The organism is Dactylosporangium sp. NPDC005572 (genome assembly GCF_040605515.1).
In the GTDB taxonomy this organism is placed as follows: domain Bacteria; phylum Actinomycetota; class Actinomycetes; order Mycobacteriales; family Micromonosporaceae; genus Dactylosporangium.
Map to the genome: position 1 here is coordinate 14225 of NZ_JBEXCY010000135.1, position 16624 is coordinate 30848.

18 protein-coding genes are annotated in these 16624 nt (G+C 72.2%); 10 read left to right on the forward strand and 8 right to left on the reverse strand.

Annotated features, from left to right (window positions below; all coding sequences use genetic code 11):
- Window positions 1–23: 23 nt before the first annotated feature.
- A complete protein-coding gene (locus ABZS66_RS41855; RefSeq protein WP_354767871.1) occupies window positions 24–497 on the reverse strand; it encodes a MarR family transcriptional regulator in 474 nt (157 codons plus the stop codon).
- Between the two features lie 95 nt (window positions 498–592).
- Between ABZS66_RS41855 and ABZS66_RS41860 the strand changes: the two genes are divergently transcribed.
- Complete coding sequence (locus ABZS66_RS41860) at window positions 593–1222, forward strand: hemerythrin domain-containing protein (RefSeq protein WP_354767873.1); 630 nt, start codon at window positions 593–595, stop codon at window positions 1220–1222.
- A 24-nt stretch (window positions 1223–1246) separates the two neighbouring features.
- Here the strand turns inward: ABZS66_RS41860 and ABZS66_RS41865 are convergent, their stop codons facing one another.
- Window positions 1247–2158: an NAD(+)/NADH kinase gene (locus ABZS66_RS41865; protein ID WP_354767875.1), complete on the reverse strand. Its 912-nt coding sequence runs from the start codon at window positions 2156–2158 to the stop codon at window positions 1247–1249.
- 143 nt (window positions 2159–2301) lie between these two features.
- Here ABZS66_RS41865 and ABZS66_RS41870 point away from each other — a divergent pair, with 143 nt between their 5' ends.
- Window positions 2302–2865: a DUF3558 family protein gene (locus tag ABZS66_RS41870; protein ID WP_354767877.1), complete on the forward strand. Its 564-nt coding sequence runs from the start codon at window positions 2302–2304 to the stop codon at window positions 2863–2865.
- On the opposite strand, the gene ABZS66_RS41875 is transcribed toward ABZS66_RS41870, so the two are convergent.
- Window positions 2807–3514: a type 1 glutamine amidotransferase domain-containing protein gene (locus tag ABZS66_RS41875; RefSeq protein ID WP_354767879.1), complete on the reverse strand. Its 708-nt coding sequence runs from the start codon at window positions 3512–3514 to the stop codon at window positions 2807–2809. The two genes, ABZS66_RS41870 and ABZS66_RS41875, sit on opposite strands and share 59 nt — an antisense overlap.
- Before the next feature lie 71 nt (window positions 3515–3585).
- Here ABZS66_RS41875 and ABZS66_RS41880 point away from each other — a divergent pair, with 71 nt between their 5' ends.
- Genes ABZS66_RS41880 through ABZS66_RS41890 form a run of 3 tightly spaced genes read left to right on the forward strand, consistent with a single transcriptional unit; the run spans window position 3586 to window position 5742 of the window.
- Complete coding sequence (locus ABZS66_RS41880; protein ID WP_354767881.1) at window positions 3586–4485, forward strand: LysR family transcriptional regulator; 900 nt, start codon at window positions 3586–3588, stop codon at window positions 4483–4485.
- A gap of 42 nt (window positions 4486–4527) precedes the next feature.
- A complete protein-coding gene (locus tag ABZS66_RS41885; RefSeq protein ID WP_354767883.1) occupies window positions 4528–5274 on the forward strand; it encodes a hypothetical protein in 747 nt (248 codons plus the stop codon).
- A gap of 21 nt (window positions 5275–5295) precedes the next feature.
- Window positions 5296–5742 (forward strand): group II truncated hemoglobin, encoded by a 447-nt coding sequence (locus tag ABZS66_RS41890; protein ID WP_354767885.1) that lies wholly within the window; start codon window positions 5296–5298, stop codon window positions 5740–5742.
- A 66-nt stretch (window positions 5743–5808) separates the two neighbouring features.
- Here the strand turns inward: ABZS66_RS41890 and ABZS66_RS41895 are convergent, their stop codons facing one another.
- Window positions 5809–6678, reverse strand: a complete 870-nt coding sequence (locus tag ABZS66_RS41895) for a hypothetical protein (RefSeq protein ID WP_354767887.1) — start codon at window positions 6676–6678, stop codon at window positions 5809–5811.
- Window positions 6679–6957: 279 nt separating this feature from the next.
- The gene (locus ABZS66_RS41900; protein WP_354767889.1) at window positions 6958–7698 is read right to left on the reverse strand and encodes an NPP1 family protein; all 741 of its coding nucleotides are present in this window, start codon (window positions 7696–7698) and stop codon (window positions 6958–6960) included.
- 280 nt (window positions 7699–7978) lie between these two features.
- Here ABZS66_RS41900 and ABZS66_RS41905 point away from each other — a divergent pair, with 280 nt between their 5' ends.
- Entirely contained in the window at window positions 7979–11317 is a 3339-nt protein-coding gene (locus tag ABZS66_RS41905) for a beta-L-arabinofuranosidase domain-containing protein (RefSeq protein WP_354767891.1), read from the forward strand.
- A 78-nt stretch (window positions 11318–11395) separates the two neighbouring features.
- On the opposite strand, the gene ABZS66_RS41910 is transcribed toward ABZS66_RS41905, so the two are convergent.
- On the reverse strand, window positions 11396–12142 hold the full coding sequence (locus ABZS66_RS41910) for a hypothetical protein (RefSeq protein WP_354767893.1): 747 nt from the start codon (window positions 12140–12142) through the stop codon (window positions 11396–11398).
- A gap of 348 nt (window positions 12143–12490) precedes the next feature.
- On the opposite strand from ABZS66_RS41910, the gene ABZS66_RS41915 reads away from it, so the two are divergent.
- Together ABZS66_RS41915 and ABZS66_RS41920 are read left to right on the forward strand one after the other, a co-directional pair.
- A complete protein-coding gene (locus tag ABZS66_RS41915; RefSeq protein ID WP_354767895.1) occupies window positions 12491–13012 on the forward strand; it encodes a SigE family RNA polymerase sigma factor in 522 nt (173 codons plus the stop codon).
- Window positions 13009–14163: a hypothetical protein gene (locus ABZS66_RS41920; RefSeq protein ID WP_354767897.1), complete on the forward strand. Its 1155-nt coding sequence runs from the start codon at window positions 13009–13011 to the stop codon at window positions 14161–14163. Before ABZS66_RS41915 ends, ABZS66_RS41920 begins: the two co-directional genes overlap by 4 nt.
- An 11-nt stretch (window positions 14164–14174) precedes the next feature.
- On the opposite strand, the gene ABZS66_RS41925 is transcribed toward ABZS66_RS41920, so the two are convergent.
- The gene (locus ABZS66_RS41925) at window positions 14175–15257 is read right to left on the reverse strand and encodes a DUF2855 family protein (protein WP_354767899.1); all 1083 of its coding nucleotides are present in this window, start codon (window positions 15255–15257) and stop codon (window positions 14175–14177) included.
- A gap of 57 nt (window positions 15258–15314) precedes the next feature.
- On the opposite strand from ABZS66_RS41925, the gene ABZS66_RS41930 reads away from it, so the two are divergent.
- A complete protein-coding gene (locus ABZS66_RS41930) occupies window positions 15315–15941 on the forward strand; it encodes a TetR/AcrR family transcriptional regulator (RefSeq protein ID WP_354767901.1) in 627 nt (208 codons plus the stop codon).
- 92 nt (window positions 15942–16033) lie between these two features.
- On the opposite strand, the gene ABZS66_RS41935 is transcribed toward ABZS66_RS41930, so the two are convergent.
- Window positions 16034–16375, reverse strand: a complete 342-nt coding sequence (locus ABZS66_RS41935) for a helix-turn-helix domain-containing protein (RefSeq protein ID WP_354767903.1) — start codon at window positions 16373–16375, stop codon at window positions 16034–16036.
- A gap of 142 nt (window positions 16376–16517) precedes the next feature.
- On the opposite strand from ABZS66_RS41935, the gene ABZS66_RS41940 reads away from it, so the two are divergent.
- Window positions 16518–16624 (forward strand): NAD(P)-binding domain-containing protein (locus ABZS66_RS41940; protein WP_354767905.1); only part of this gene is annotated, 107 nt, incomplete at its 3' end.

Genomic DNA, 16624 nt, shown 5'->3' on the forward strand with positions numbered 1-16624 from the left:
CCGTTGCCAGCCACGCGTTGCGGCTACATATCGTCCATGTGCCGGGCTTGCGGGCCGGGCGGGCTGTCGCGCTGGTGCTCGAGTACCTTCCGCAGCAGGCTCATGAGCTGGTCCCGCTCGGCCGGGGCGAGCGGTGTGAGCAGCTCCTCCTGGGCTCGCAGCAGCTCGCGGTTGAGGCGGCTCAGGTGGCGCCGCCCGGCCGGGGTGATCGTGACGACGTTGCGCCGCCGGTCGTCCGGGTCGGGCGTGCGCTGGACGTGGCCGCCCTCGGCGAGCTCGTTGAGCGCGGCGACGATGTCGCTCACGTGGATCCCGGTGATCCGGCTCAGCGTCGCCTGGCTGGCCGGGCCGTGCCCGGCGAGCGTGACGAGCAGCCGGAAGTGGTAGCCGCGCGCGCCGAGGGTGCCGAGCCGCTCGCTGACCAGGCGGTACGCGTGCGCGGAGGCCTGCCCGAGCAGCCAGCTCGGGAAGTCGTCCATCCGGATCGGGTCGTCCATGTGATCAGCCTAACGAAACGTTTGCCCGACCAACGATCTCGGGTCTATCGTTGGTCGAGCAAACGTTTACCACCCAAACGGTTTGGAGTCCCGTGATGGCCCTCGACATGACGATGATGTACCTCCTGCACGACGCGCTCGGCCGTGAGCTGCAGCGCATCACCAAGGTCACCGCCCGGGCCGACGACGACCCCGCGCAGGTGCTGCGCACCGCCGTCGGCTGGGAGCTGTTCAAGCGGTACCTCACGGTCCACCACACCGCCGAGGACCTCCATGTGTGGCCGGCGGCGACGGCCGCGCTGACCGACCGCGCCGGCGGCGCCGAAGGCCTCGCGCTGCTCGAGGCGATGGAGGCCGAGCACGCCGCGATCGACCCGCTGCTCGCCGACATCGACGCGGCGCTGGCCGACCGCGACACCGGCCCCGCCCGCCTCGGCGAGCTGACCGACGCGCTGTACACCGGAATCTCCGGGCACCTGCGCCACGAGGAGCGCGAGGCCCTCGCCCTCATCGACGCGACGCTCACCGAGGAGCAGTGGGCCCGCTTCGGCGCCGAGCACTCCCGGCGGATCGGCGACGACGCCCGCCGCTACCTGCCGTGGATCCTCGACGGCCTCCCGCCGCAGCGGGCCGCGGGGATCCTCACCCGCATGCCGGAGCCGATCCGCACGGCGTACCGCGACGAGTGGCGGCCCGAGTTCGAGCGGCTGCGGCTGTGGGGCTGACCCGCTAGGCGAGCGGGCTGCCGGTCAGCCGGCACCGTGCTGCTGGGGGAAGAGCTCGCGGAGCTGGTCCGGCCGCAGCGGCAGGTCGAGCATGGTGAGCTTGACCGCGCTGCGCTCGCCGTGTGCGGTGGGGTCGAGCCGGATCACCCGGACCGCGTCCGGGCTCAGGCGCAGCGTCAGCGTGGCGTGCGCCGCCAGCTCCCGGGGCGGCTGGCCGTCGATCGAGAACCGCACGTGCGGCGTCTCCGCGGGGTTGTGCAACTGGATCGTCTCGTCCCCGAAGACCATCGCGTGGCTGACCCCGGACATCGGGGCCACCGGTGTCAGCGCCATGCACGGGTGGGAGGGCGAGATGATGGGTCCACCGGCGGCGTAGTTGTAGGCGGTGGAGCCGGTGGGTGTGCAGGCGACGAGCGCGTCGCAGCGGAAGTAGGCGGGCCGGGGCGAGTTGTTGACCACCAGGTCGATCACGACGGGTGTGAGGGACTCCGCGGCGGCCACGGCGACGTCGTTGAAGGCCACGCCGGCGTCGGCGCCGTCGAGATCGACCTGGAGGCAGCTTCGCGGCTCCATCGTGTAGTCGCCCGCCCTGAGGCGGTCGAGCGCCGGCTCCAGGTCGCCGGGCGCGACCTCGACCAGGAACCCCAGGTTGCCGTGGTTGACGCCGAGCACCGGCGTCGACCGGCCGGCGACCAGCCGCATGGCGCCGAGCATGGTCCCGTCACCCCCCAGGCTGATCACCGCGTCCGCCCGCTCGGCGAACTCGCGGTCGCCGACGATCGTGACCCCGGGGCCCACCCGATCGGCGTCCACCTCCCGCGCGACGACGGTGCCGCCGTGCCGCCGCGCGAACCTGGCGATCACTTCGACGGAGTCGCGAACCTCCCGGCGCGGGTGCACGACCAGCCCGATCGTGCGCCCGGGTCCGTCACCCACGCCGGTCACCTACCCGTGGCCGGCGTCCACAACCCCGATCGAGATCCCGAAAGTGTGCCAGGTGGGCGCGGCGCCCGCCGTGGGGCGGGCCGGGGCGCGCATTGTCGGCGGTACCACTGGATCCACCGCTGAAGGAGCACGCCGTGTCCCGTTCGCGCCGCCCCCACCTGCCCGTTCTCGCCGCCGCCGCGTTCGCCGTCCTCGGGCTCGCCGCCTGCGACAAGCTGCCCGGCGCCTCCACCGCGTCGTCCACGCCCGCCGCGGCGGCGTCGTCCGCGCCGTCCGGGCCGGCCTCCGCCAAGCCGTCGGCGTCCACGTCGGCGAAGGCCGCCGGCTTACCCGACATCTGCACGCTGCTCACGAAGGCCGAGGTCGGGAGCCTCACCGGCGAGCAGGTCACCCTGATGACCGACGAAGGGGGCAACTCGCCCACCGCCCGCTACTGCCAGTGGCAGCTCAGCCAGGGCCAGCTCACCGTCTCGGTCACCGTGGAGGACCGGGACAACTTCGAGGTGCAGCACAAGGACGCCAAGAAGGTCGTCGGGCTCGGCGACTCGGCGTACTCGCTGAGCGGGCACCTCTACATCTGGGAGGACGGGCGCGACGTCGACGTCTACGTGTCGTCGGAGCCGAGCGACACGGCCAACCTCAACGTCGCCCGGCAGACGGCACAGAAGGTGCTGCCCCGGCTCGCCGCGAAGCAGTAGCGACGATCGCCTCGGCGACGCCCGTCGCCGAGGCCGGGTTCTGGCCGGTGACCAGGTTGCCGTCGACGACCACGTGGGGCTGCCAGTCGGGCGCGCCCGTATGGATCGCGCCCAGCTGCTCCAGGCGGGTCTGGAGCAGGAACGGCACCGCGTCGGCGACACCCGCCGCGCGCTCCTCGCTGTCGGTGAACGCGGCCACCCGGCGGCCGGCGACGAGGGGCGTGCCGTCCGACAGGGTCGCGCCGACCAGGGCCGACGGGCCGTGGCAGACCGCCGCCACGACGGCGCCCCGCTCGAACAGGTCGCGGGCCAGGCGGGCCACGCCCGGGTCGGCCGGGAAGTCCCACATGGTGCCGTGGCCGCCGGCGAACAGCACCGCGTCGTAGCCGGCCGGGTCGAGGTCGGCCAGCCGCGGGGTGGCCTTGAGCTGGGCGGCCACGTCGGGGTCGGCGACGAACGCCTGCTGGATCGGGTCGGTGAGGTCGGCGCCGTCGACCGGCGGCTCGCCGCCGGCGACGCTGGCCAGCTCGACGGTGTGGCCGGCCGCGCGGAAGACGTGCCACGGGTGGGCGGCCTCGGACAGGTAGTAGCCGGTGCCGCGGCGCCCGGCGAGGTCGCCGTGGCTGGTCAGGGCGATCAGGATTCGCATGGGTCCGACAATGCCAGCCGCCAGCCATCGGTGACCAAGAGGTGACACCCGGATCAGCCATAGGAATACTGATGGCTGTGGACCGGCTTCCGCTCGACCTGCTGCAGACCTTCCTCGCGGTGTACCGCGCGGGCACCCTGACCCGCGCCGCCGAGCTGCTCGGCCTGTCCCAGCCGGCGGTGACCGCCCAGCTGCGCACCCTCGAGGAGCGGCTGGGCCAGGCGCTGTTCGTGCGCCAGGCCCGGGGCGTGACGCCGACCGCCGCCGCGGACGACCTCGCGCGGCGGCTCGACGGCCCGCTCGACGCGCTCGCGAGCGTCGCCGCCGGGCTGGGAACCGGGGCCGGCACCCTGCACCTCGGCGGCCCGGCGGAGGCGCTCGCCGAGCGCGTCCTGCCGGCGCTCGCCGGGGCGGTGGCCGACGGCCTCACGGTCCGGGTGCGGCCCGGACTGGCCGAGGACCTGCTCGCCGACCTGTCCCACGGCCGGCTCGACCTGGTCGTCAGCGCGGTCCGGCCGCGGCAGGCCGGCCTGCACGCCGAGCCGCTCTGCGACGAGGAGTTCCTGCTGGTGGCCGCGCCCTGGGTGGCCCGGTCGCTCGACCCGGCGCGGCTGGCCGCCGAGCCGGCCCGGGTGCTGCGCGACCTGCCGCTGCTCGCCTACGCCGAGGACCTGCCGATCGTGCGCCGCTGGTGGCGCCACGTGCTCGGTGTCGCCCCGCCGCCCAGGGCCGCGCTGGTCGTGCCGGACCTGCGGGCGCTGCGCACGAGCGCGGCGGCCGGGGCGGGGGTGACGGTGCTTCCGCGGTACCTCGTGGCCGACGCACTGGCGGCCGGGACGCTGGTCGAACTGCTGCCGACCGACGACCCGCCGATCAACACGATCTGGCTCGCCAGCCGCGCGGCGGCCCGGGACGCCCCGCACGTCGCGGCGGCCCGCCGGCGGCTGCTGACCGCCGCGCGCGGCTGGTGAGCTGCACGCGGACTGCACGCGGGGCCGCGCAGACTCGCCGGCATGAGACGACTCATGACCGTGGCCGTCATGGCCATGTTCTCCTCCATAGCGCTGGCGGCGCCCGCCGAGGCGGCGTCGATCTGCAGCCAGCCCGACCCGCCGCCGAGCTGCGAGGCCCCGGATCCCGAGCCGGAGACCGGTGACAGCACCCCGCGCGGCGGCTTCGAGTCGGTGACGTTCACCGGCAACGGCGTGCGGGTCGTCGGCTGGGCGGCCGACTTCGACGAGCCGGGCGCGCTCCAGGTGCACGTGTACGTCGACGGCACCTACAAGGGCGCGCTCACGGCCGGCGTCTACCGCCCCGACATCGCCCGCACGCACCCGTACTTCAGCGCCTACCACGGCTACGACGGCGTCGTGCCGGCCCCGCACGGCGCGCACACGGTCTGCGTCTACGCGATCAACGTCGTGCCGCCGAACACGTCCCCGCTGCCGAACCGGGAGCTGGGCTGCAAGCCCTACGACGCGCCGGCGGTCAGCAACATCCAGTCGTACTACAGCGGCCAGTGGCTGCTCGCGTTCGACGACAACGTCCTCGGCGAGGCCGGGTTCCAGGTCACCTGGCAGTACTACACCTGGTACACGCTGCCCGGCGGCACCCGGATCGCGACCCCGCGCACGTACACGTACCCGGTGCCGGCCCACGAGGGCATGGGCCGGGTCACGGTCGCCGACACCCGGCCCGCGAACTCGTACCGGGTCACCGTCTCGGCCCCCGGATTCGGCGGCGCGAGCGCCGACCTGTAGAACCTGTGGCAGGGTGGGCGTATGGGGAGTGTCTACGAGGCCGCGGGGGGCGCGGCCGGGATGCTGAGAATCGCCGAGGCCTGGCATGCGCGCGTGCTCGCGGATGAGGTCGTGAGCCACGCGTTCAGCCACGGCTACCACTCGCGCCACAGCGAGCGCCTCGCCTCGTACTGGGGCGAGGCGCTCGGCGGGCCGCCCGGCTACTCGACGGCATACGGCGACGAGACGTCGGTCGTGCGGATGCACAGCGGCAACGGCCCGCACGAGGAGATGGACCGCCGCGCCATCGCCTGCTTCGCCGCCGCACTCGACGACGCGGGCCTCACCGACCCGGTCCGCCAGGCCCTCCTCGACTACTTCACCTGGGCCACGACCACGACGATGTCCCGCTACCACGGATCGGCCGACGACGTGCCCGCCGACCTGCCGATCCCGCGCTGGTCCTGGAACGGCCTGCAGACGTACTGACGCGGGCGCCCGCGTCGTCGTCATCGACGAGCACCCCGCGGCCCTCGCCGGGGTTTGATCGCGGGGTCAGACAGGGGTCGGGTACGGGATCATTCGGCGCAGTTCGCGATCCAGCAGGGCGATTTCGTCGGCGAGGAAGTCTTCGTCGACAATCGGATAGGCGTAGGAGAACACGAAGATTCGGCACTGGCCCGGCAGCGGCTGCGCAATCTGCCAGCACCGGATCCGCAGCGCCTCGTCGTCGTCGACCGTGTCGAAGGCGTACACATCGAATCCGCAGTCGTTCGGAAGGACGCCGCCGTCGATCTGCCGTTCGCCCGGCTTGCGCGATGACTGCGGCAGCGCCGGCAGGCCGTCGCCCGGTGTGGCAAACGTCAGCACGTTGAGCCGCAGCACACCGGTGCCCTCCGGGTCGTAGAAACAGCCGCCTGTGTCGACGTCCTCCTCGATCTGCCATGACTCGGGCAGCCAGAACCGGGCGATCCCGCCGAGGTACAGGACTTCGCACAGCCCGACACGTTCGCCTGGCGCGATCGGAGCCGCCCTGGTGCGGTACTGACCACCGTCGGGGTTCCAGAACGCGAACGTGGGCTCGGTCGCCACGTAGAGGTGGCCGTCGACGACGCCCGCCGCGACCAGATCCTGCCGGCTCAGGTCCCGCGCCGAGACGAGCGTGACGGCGGCGAGCACAGGTCCGGCCGTACGATCGAGATGGGTCCGCAGCATCCCCACCCGGTCCTCGATCCTGCCGTCGGGCGGCGTGAGCTGCTGAACGTGGATGTCGTGGTCGAGCGCGAAGGTCCGAATCCGGAACACGGCCGCGCCTTCGTCCGGCAGATAGAACTGGATCGTGTCGAACCTGCCGTCGGCCGGCTGCTCGGAGTTCAGTACGTAGGAGCTACGTACGGTCAGTTTCGCGATGAGCAACGACGGCATGCCATGATCGTACGTGGGAGACCGACTCCGACTCCTGGCCGGACCCTCCTCGCGGCGTTCACGCCTGCTCGTACAGCAGGTGGTCCGGCAGGCCCGCGAGCTTCTCGAACCAGGCGTCGAACGACAACCCGTCGTCCCGGTCCGACCGACACAACATGAGTCCCAGCGCGACACGCCACATGCGAGCCAGCGCGCCGGAGTGGGGCCCGTGATACAAGCCGGGTTCGCTTCGGCCGGAGGAGCGCCGTGCGAGCGGCGGTCCTCCGGCCTCGGCCCTGGTCAGCCCAGCGGGTTGAAGGGGATCCCGACGGGCTTGGACGCGGTGAGCAGTGACTCGAAGCGGCCGTTGCTGATCTTGATGGTGGCCGAGCCGAAGTCGGCGGTCATCAGTCGGTCGCGCAGTGCTGTGGTGGGCCAGCCGTTCCAGTCCACCAGCGGCGGGTAGCGCCAGTTGTGGTAGTGGTTCTCCGGCGGCTCGTCATTGGTGTTCGCGAGCCGGAAGAAGTGGGTCGACGCGCCGTCCTTGTGGTACACGGTCTTCGGGTGGGTCCCGTCGAACCGGACCTGCGAGCGCGGGTACGTCACCTGGCTGCTGTGCTGGGTCGTGGTCACGTACTCGACCTGGTTGCTCGCCTGGTTGACCCAGGAGATGACGTGCTCCCAGTCGTGCCGGTGGCCGCCGAGGCTGATGCCGGGCAGCGCCTGGTCCTTCTCGAAGTAGCTGGCGTAGACGATCGCGCACCAGCCGTTGTTGCACTTCGAGCGGGCGTACGTCTGCGACCGGTCCAGGTCGGACTGGTCCCGGCAGTTGCCGTTGAGGGCGCCCGTGGGGTTGAGCCCGCCGTTCAGGGTGCCGGCCGGGCTGATGGCCGCGACGGCGTAGCAGCCGTCGGTGTCGTAGTCGTAGGCGGGTGAGAACGACTGCTCGTACCCGCCCGCGTTCTGCGACAGGTTGGGCAGCGACTCGGCGTAGGCCGCGGTCGCGGGCAGCAGGACCCCGAGCATGGCCAGGACGGCCACAGCGTACTTCGCCGCCCGGCGTGATGGGGATGGCACGTGTTCCAACGCTTGCCTTTCGTTCGTGGCGCCCGGATCGGCAGCCGCGATAAATATCGAAGAACACGAGTATCTTGCGCGACCGGCCCGGCGTGAACATCCCATGACCGCCCGACGAATCCATGGAACATCATGAGTGTTAGCGCTAACAGAGCAAGTTCAAGCACTCCCGGCACGATGTTGATCTCGAATCGAGTGAACGCTCACAATGAGCCGGTACACCCCGACGAAGGGACGACCTTCAGTGGCCAATCGACGTCAGTTCCTGCAGGCCTCCGCGCTCGGCGCCGCCGCCGGCGCGGGTCTGCTGCCGCCGGGCTCCGCCCTCGCGGCGCCCGCACAAGCCCCTGCCAATGCCGCCGGCACCGTTCCACCCCAGCCCGGGCCGGGCGGCACCGCCCCCGTCCGCCCGTTCCAGCTCGGCGAGGTCCGGCTCGGCAGCGGGCTGTTCCAGGAGAAGCGCGACCGCACCAAGGCGTTCCTGCGCGCCTACGACGAGCGCCGGTTCCTGGTGCTGTTCAACAACCAGGTCGGCCGGCCGAACCCCTCGGGAGTCTCGGTGCCGGGCGGCTGGGAGGACGGCGGGCTGCTCAGCGGCCACTGGGCCGGGCACTACATGACGGCCCTCGCCCAGGCGTACGCCGACCAGAGCGAGGCCGTCTACAAGAGCAAGCTCGACTGGATGGTCGCCGAGCTCGCCGCGTGCCAGGCCGCCATCACCGCCCGGACGGGCGCCGGCGGCGGGGGCGAGGAGCCGCCGGCCCCGCAGATCGACCGGGTGCAGGGCCGGTTCGGCAACGCGCTCAAGCTCAACGGGGCGAGCAAGGCGCAGTACTGCACCCTGCCCCAGGAGGCGATCAACCAGCTCACCGACTTCACCATCGCGACCTGGATCAATCTCGCCTCCACGGCGACCTGGACCCGGCTGTTCGACTTCGGCCAGAGCACCACCGTCAACATGTTCCTGACCCCGCGGGCCGGCGTGACCGGCAACGTGCCGCGCTTCGCGATCACGGTCGGCGGGTCCGGACAGGAACAGCGAATCAACGGTACCGCCGCGCTGCCGACCAACCAGTGGGTGCACATCGCGGTGACGCTGTCGGGCCAGGTCGGCACGCTGTACGTCAACGCGCAGCCGGCCGGCACCAATACAAGCATGACGCTCAACCCGTCCAGCCTCGGCAACCCCGGCAACCGGTGGATCGGGCGGTCGGCGTACGGCGACCCGTTCCTCGACGCCACCGTCGACGAGTTCCACGTCTTCGACCGGGCGCTGAGCCAGGCCGAGCTGCTGTCCATGCTGGACTCCCCGGCCGGGAGCACCGGCGGCGGCAACATCGCCTGGTACCGGTTCGACGAGGCCGGCGGTACCGCGCTCAAGGACGCCTCACCGAACGGGCGCGACGCCGGCATCGTGGCCGCCTCGACGGCCGGCCCGGCGGACTGGATCCCGACCTTCCCGGGCTACCTCGGAGCGATTCCGGAGGATGCGGTACTGCGGCTGGGCCCGCCCCGCTGGGCCGTCTACGGCGGCAACGCCGCGACGAACACGTGGGCGCCGTGGTACACCCAGCACAAGATTATGCGTGGCCTGCTGGACGCGTACTACCACACCGGCAACGCCCAGGCCCTCGAGGTCGTCACGAAGATGGCCGACTGGGCCCACCTGGCGCTCACCGTCGGCGACAAGAACCACCCCGACTACCCGGGCCCGCTGACCCGCGACGACCTCAACTACATGTGGGACCTGTACATCGGCGGCGAGTTCGGCGGCGCCAACGAGGTCTTCCCGGAGATCTACCAGCTCACCGGCGACGCGAAGCACCTGGAGACCGCCAAGTGCTTCGACAACCGGGAGTCGCTCTTCGGCGCCTGCGTCGAGAACCGCGACATCCTCGTCGTCACCGCGCAGAACCGGCCGGGCCGCCGCCGCGCCGAGCGCCTGCACGCCAACACGCACGTGCCGCAGTTCATCGGCTACCTGCGCATCTTCGAACAGGGCGGCGGCCAGGAGTACTTCACCGCCGCCAAGAACTTCTACGGCATGGTCGTGCCGCACCGCATGTTCGCCCACGGCGGCACCGGCGGCAACTACCCCGGCTCCAACAACAACCTCGAGCTGTTCCAGAACCGCGACAACATCGCCAACTCGGTGGCGACGAGCGGCGCGGAGACGTGCACGACGTACAACGTCATGAAGCTCGCGCGCAACCTGTTCCTGCACGAGCACGACCCGGCGTACCTGGACTACTACGAGCGCGGCCTGGTCAACATGATCCCCGGGTCGCGGGCCGACACCGCCTCCACCGGCGACCCGCAGGTGACCTACTTCCAGCCGCTGGCCTCCGGCACCGTGCGCAGCTACGGCAACACCGGCACCTGCTGCGGCGGCACCGGCCTGGAGAACCACACCAAGTACCAGGAGACCATCTACCTCAGGTCCGACGACGGCGGCACGCTGTGGGTCAACCTCTACCTGCCCTCGACGCTGACGTGGGCGGAGAAGGGCTTCACCGTTACGCAGACGACCGCGTTCCCGCGCGAGGACCGCACGAAGCTGACCGTGGACGGCGCCGGGCCGCTCGCGCTGAACCTGCGGGTGCCGGGCTGGGTGCGGCGCGGCTTCACCGTCACCGTCAACGGCGTCGCGCAGAACCTGACCGCGCAGCCGGGCACGTACGTGACGCTGAGCCGCACCTGGAGCCCCGGCGACGTGGTCGAGATCCGGATGCCGTTCAGCATCCGCGTCGAGCGGGCCGTCGACCGCCCCGACACCCAGGCCCTCTTCTGGGGCCCGGTGCTGCTGCAGCTCCTCGGCAACCCGGGCAGCGGGGCGTGGCGGGAGCTGACGCTGTACCGGCACCTCAAGCGCGACGGCGACTACACGCGCGCGGCGGTGACGGCGGGGGCGGCCACGGCGGCCGGCGACCCGACGTTCACGGCCGGCGGGTTCTCGCTGCGGCCGTACCACATCAGCGACAACCAGGCCGCGTCGTCCTACTTCCGCCGGGTCGAGCCGACGATCGTCTTCGGCTCGATCGACTCGGGCGTGCCGAACCGCAAGCGCAACGACGGCCTGCCGAAGTACGACGTGCCCGTCTCCGGCGTCACGTCGCCGGGCACCGACGGCCCGACGTTCCTGGACCTGCTCTGGGACCAGGCGCCGTTCGCGAGCCACGCACAGTTCGTCGCCGCGGTGACGAACCTCGCGACCGCGTTCGTCGCCGCGGGCGTGTTCACTACGGCCGAGAAGGACACGGTGGTGGCGAAGGCGGTCTCGGCCGATCGGGAGCTGTCCACCGGCCCGGCGCTGACCGTCGAGGTGGAGGCGAGCGTCCGGCGGATCGGCACGACGATGTACGTGGCGGTCAACGCGCGCAACGCCGACACGGTTCCGCTCACGCTCGAACTCGTCACGGCGTACGGTTCACGCACGGTTGTGGACGTGGCACCGGGGAAGACGGCGTACCAGTCGTTCAACTCCCGCGCCGCGTCGATCCCGGCCGGCACCGTGACGGTCACGGCCACGGGCGTGGTCGACGGCCAGCCGGTGACGGCGCAGTTCGAGGCCGCCTACAGCTGACCCGCCCGGTCGCTCGACCCGCACGGCGCGCGCCTCGTGCCGTGCGGGTCACCGGAGGCGGCCGGGTATGCGGCCTGACTACCGTGCCGGGAACGTCACGGAGAAGGGGTCGAAGTACACGTAATGACCGTCATCGCCCTTCTCGACCCGGTCGTAGAGATCCAGTTGCAGCGTGAAGCGGTAGGCCTCGCCGGTGCGCAGCGGGAGCGCGACCGCCTGCGCGATGGACTGCCCGGGGTCGAGCGGGAAGTGGTCGCCCTTCGTCCAGTCGTAGTCCTTGGTCCGGATGCCGTACTGGTGGACGCCGAATCCGTCGGCGGTGGCCGTGTCGAACGTCGCGAGGTTCGACACGCCGCCCAGGTAGTCGAGGGACTTCAGTGTGACGAGCGGGTGGGGCCCGGCGACGCTGACGAAGAACCGGCCGGCGGCGACGTTGGTGACCACCATCTCGACGTAGACGACGGGTGACCCGGCGGGCCAGATGTTGCGTCCGGTCTCGCGGTCGCGGAAGGTCGAGTCCCGCTTGGTGGTGGCCCGTCCAACCTCGAAGTACGTGACCTCGACCCCGCCCTTGCGGCTGGTGGCGACCGGCGGTCCGGGTGGCGTGAACGGGTAGGCGTAGGAGGGGAACTGGTACCCGCCGGTGTGCTGCACCTCACCGGACGCCGGGGCACTCGGCGATGCCGACGCCGACGCTCGGACGGACGACGTGGCGGCGGCGGTGGGCGCGGCCAGCGGCCCGCCGACACTGCCGGCGTTCCCGCACGCCCCGAGCGCCGCGGTCAGTACGACACCCACTACCACGTAGCGCGCGCGAGCCAACATAAAACATAGACTACCGCAAGATCGCGTATCCTGCCGAGATGATTTCGCGGCTCTCGTTCCGGCGCGGCCCCCGGACGCGGTTGTGACTTGAGTTGGATCTATTGTGTAGTGTGCCGTGTGCCGGGCGGTGCGGCGAGTGAAGGGGCTCGGCCGTGAACGCCGGGTGTGGGAACCGTCGGCCGGGGCGGGTCATGCCGATGTCCCCGGCGCCGGTCGGCGGCTCCACCAACGTCACCGGACGCGCCTTCCGCTGCTGTCGCCCCATCCTCAAAATATCTTGCGCGGCCCCTCAACCTCGCCCCCGTGTGCCGGCATCTCAATGGGACCGGAGTTGAGGAGGCGCCGAAGGTGCGGCCAGCGTGGGAGCAGGACTTCACACAGTACGTGGGTGCGCGCATCCCGCGGCTGCACCGGATCGCTCGTCAGCTGCTCGGGGACAGCGACCGGGCCGACGACGCGGTGCAGAACGCCCTCACCGTGCTCTACCAGCGGTGGCCGCGGATGCGTGAGGTGCAGCACCTCGACGCCTACGTCCACACGATGGTCGTGCGGGCGTGCCTCGGTGACCGGCGGCGGTGGTGGGCCCGGGTGCAGCTGTGGGCGGCGCCGCCGGACACGGCAGCGGTGGCCGACGACCCGCTGGTCGAGCAGCGCATGGTCGTGCGGGCGGCGCTGCGTTCGTTGCCGGAGGGCCAGCGCACGGTACTGGTGCTGCGGTACCTCTGTGACCTCCCGGTTGCCGAGGTGGCCCGGCTGCTCGGTCGCTCCGAGGGCACGGTAAAGAGCCAGACGTCCAACGGGCTGCGGGCGTTGCGCCGCGCGCTCGGCCAGGGCGACCTCACGGGCGTCACGTCAGGAGGCGTGGGATGACCGAAGATCCGTTGACCGTCCTGACCAGCGAGCCCGAGTCCACCAGCCGGCTGACGGCGGCGGGCATGGTCGTCGCCGGCCGCCGCAGGGTCCGCCGGCGCCGGGCCGCCTCGGCGTTGACCGCGGCGGCGGTGGTCCTGGCGATGACCGCCGGCATCGCCGCCGCGACGAAGCAGCGGCGCCCGGCGCCGGAGCCCGGGAAGCCGGTCCCCGCGCCGACCGGCTGCACGGTCACTCGCCTGCCCGGCACTGCGCGCCCGATGATGCTGGCGCTCGACCCCTCGGGGGTCCACACCGCCGCCGACGCCGGCTCCGACGTCGTGACCTGGTCCGTAGGGGGTGAGGAACACTCCGTCGCCGTCGGCGGCGGCGCGAACGTCACGGTGGGGGCGGTCAACGCGAGCGGCGTCGTCGTCGGCTGGCTGCAGCGCAACGGCCATGACGTCCCGTACGCGATCCAGGGCCGGGTCCGCGAACTGGCGCTGCCGAGCGGGGCGACCGGCGCCCGCGCCAACGGCGTCAACGCGGCCGGCGACGTCGTCGGCGAGGCGACGCTGGCCGGCGGTGCCGTCCGCGCCGTCCTGTGGCGTCACGGGTCGGCGGCGCCTGCGGAGCTCCTGCCGACGCCCGCCAGCCGGCGGTCGGCCGCCTACGACATCGGCGACGACGGCCGGGTCGTGGGTGCGCTGGACGACGGTGCGGCGCCGTACCTCTGGCAGCCCGACGGCACCGGCAGCGCGCTGCCCACCCCGCCCGGCCGGCCCGGCGGGATCGCCACCCGGATCACCGGCGACTGGGTGGACGGCCCGGTCGACTACCTCGCGACGACCGTCGCCGACTCGGTGAGCGGCCGCCGCAGCGGGGTGGCGGCGCCGATCTGGGCCCGGTGGAACCTGCGGACCGGCACCGTCGAGGTCGTCGACCTGGACCCGATCAGCGGCGGCGCGGGCGTCACGACCACCGGCGCGGTCCTGGTCAACACCGGGTTCGGTCCGGTGCTGTGGCGACCGGACGGCGTCACCGACCTTCCGCGGCCCCACGGTTTCGGTACGGTCCAGTCCACCGCGGTCAGCGCCGACGGCGCCGTGATCGTGGGCTGGGCCACGCCCAGCAGCGGCGGCTCGAACGTGCCCTTCCGCTGGTGGTGCTGACAGCGCCGGGCTCAGGGGCCGGGGTACTCGGACAGGGTGAGGACGTGGGCAGTGGCGGGGGGAGTGGTGCCGGTCAGGACGCCGTCGTAGGCGGCGGCGACCGCGGCCGGGCCGTGGCCGGGCGTGACCCGCAGCCACGGCCGGGACCAGGCGGCGAAGTCGTGCAGCGCCTCGACGTAGCCGGCGTTCAGGTCGTTCCAGCCCAGTCGGCGGGCGCGCTCGGCCATCCGGTCGGGGACGAACAGCGTCGTGGTGCGCGGGGCCGGCAGGTCGGGTGCGGCGCCGGTGGCGTCGTGGGTGAAGCCGGCGACGACCGTGTGGCGCAGTGCGTCCCCGAGGTGTGCTGCGAGCCGCCCGCGCAGCGCGTCGTCGCCGGCCACGTCGACCAGGACGGTCGGCTCTGCGGTGCCGGCAGTGCCGGCAGTGTCGTATGTGAGCACCTCGTCGTAGACGCCGAGCCCGGCGACGGCGGCCCGGCGGTGCGGCGCGGTCAGGCCGACGGTCCGCAGGCCGCGCCGGGCGAGCAGGCGTGCGAGGCCGGTCGCGGCCCGGCTGGAGGCGCTGGTGACGATCGCCCGCTCAGCGCCGAACCAACCATGCTCGGCCAGCAGGTCGTCGACCAGGTATGACAGCCACATGAGTGGGCGCAGGACCAACAGGTGGTCGGCCAGGTCCGGGCGGTGTGCCGGATCGGTGTCGAGGTAGCTGTAGGCGTTGTAGGCGGCGGACAGGCCGGCGCGGTGCTCGGACGCGTCGGCGAACCCGCCGCGGTGCGCCCGGCCCGGGCGCAGCGTGACGTGCGTCGACATCGGGCACAGGCCGAACAGTCGGCGGCCGGTCTCGACCTCGGCGACCGTGCTGTGCACGACGCGTAGGTAGCCCCAGGCCGGGACCCGGCCCCAGGGCGCCGCCGCCGGGAACAGCCGCCAGTAGCCCAGGCGCCGGCCGAGCCGCGCGTAGGTCACGTTGTTCGTGGACAGGCCGAAGTGCTCGATCTCGGCGAGTACCTCACCGGGGCGGACGTCGCCGTCGTCGGCGGCCGTGACTCTGGTGCGGCTCAGGTCGTCGGTGCGCACCTCGAAATGCCGGGCCATGGAGGTACCATGCGATTATCTTGACTCCGAAGTCAAGTTAACGGTAGGGGTAGGGCGATGACCAGGGCGGATGCGGCGCGCAATCGGCGACGGCTGGTCGACGCCGCCCGGCGGGTCTTCGAGCGGGACGGGTACGTGGCGGCGCGGATCACCGACATCTCGGCCGCCGCCGGCGTGGCCCACGGGTCGTTCTATTCACACTTCACCGACAAGGCCGACGTCCTCGCCGCCGTGCTCGAGGACGTCGGCGAGGAGATGCTGCACCCCGGTCCGGACCCCGGCCCGGCATCGCCCCACGACGATCCGGCCGGCGTCGTGGCGGGCATCGAGGCGGCCAACCGCGCCTACCTGACCGCCTACCGCCGCAACGCCGGCCTCATGGCGATGCTGGAGCAACTGTCCACCACGGACGATGCCTTCCGGGCGCTGCGGCTGCGCCGTACCAGGGCGTTCGTCACCCGCAACGCGCGGTTCATCCGCCGGCTGCAGGAGCGAGGCCTGGCCGACCCGGACCTCGATCCCGAGCTGGCCGCGACGGCCCTGTCGGCCATGGTCAGCCGCACCGCCTACGTCATGTTCACCACCGGCCGGCCGGTCGCCCTCGACCGTGCGGTGCACACCCTGACCCGCCTGTGGGTCAACGCTCTGCGGATCGAGCCCGGCGCACCGCCCGCGGCGCGCTGACCGCGCGGGCGGTCATGGGTTCACCGTCGTCGACCACTGGAACCCGACGGGGACGGGGCGGTGTGGCGTAGGGCCGGCGGCCGTGACCGTCGCTACTCGCCGCCGAGGCGCTCGCGCCGCCGGGTGCCCCACGCGCCCAGCGGACGGAGGGCCTCGTTGAGCGTGGTGCCGTCCTCGGTCAGTGAGTACTCGACCCTGGGCGGCACCTCGCGGTAGACCTCGCGGTGGAGCAGGCCGTCCTCCTCCATCTCGCGCAGGTGCTGGATGAGCATCTTCTCGCTGACGCCGGGCAGGCCGCGCCGGAGCTCACCGAAGCGGCGGCTCCCGTGGTTGGCCAGCTCCCACAGGATCAGCGACTTCCACTTGCCCGACACCACGTCCATCGCGGCGTCGATGCCGCAGACGTACGGGCCTCGCCTGGCGCTGGACCGCATCGATCGCCTCCCGGATCCTCAATACTTACCACTTGGTAAGTATTGAACAAAATAGTAGGTACTGGCAGTACCGAATGTACCGGTGAACGATGGTGACCGGCGCGCGCCCCGTCATGTCACCGAGCCAGTGAAGGAACCTTCGATGACCACCAGCACCACGTTCCTCGGGTTGGGGGCGATGGGCCGCGCGCTCGCGGCGGCGGCCCTCGCCGCCGGCCGGCCCGCTGTCGTGTGGAACCGCACGGCGGC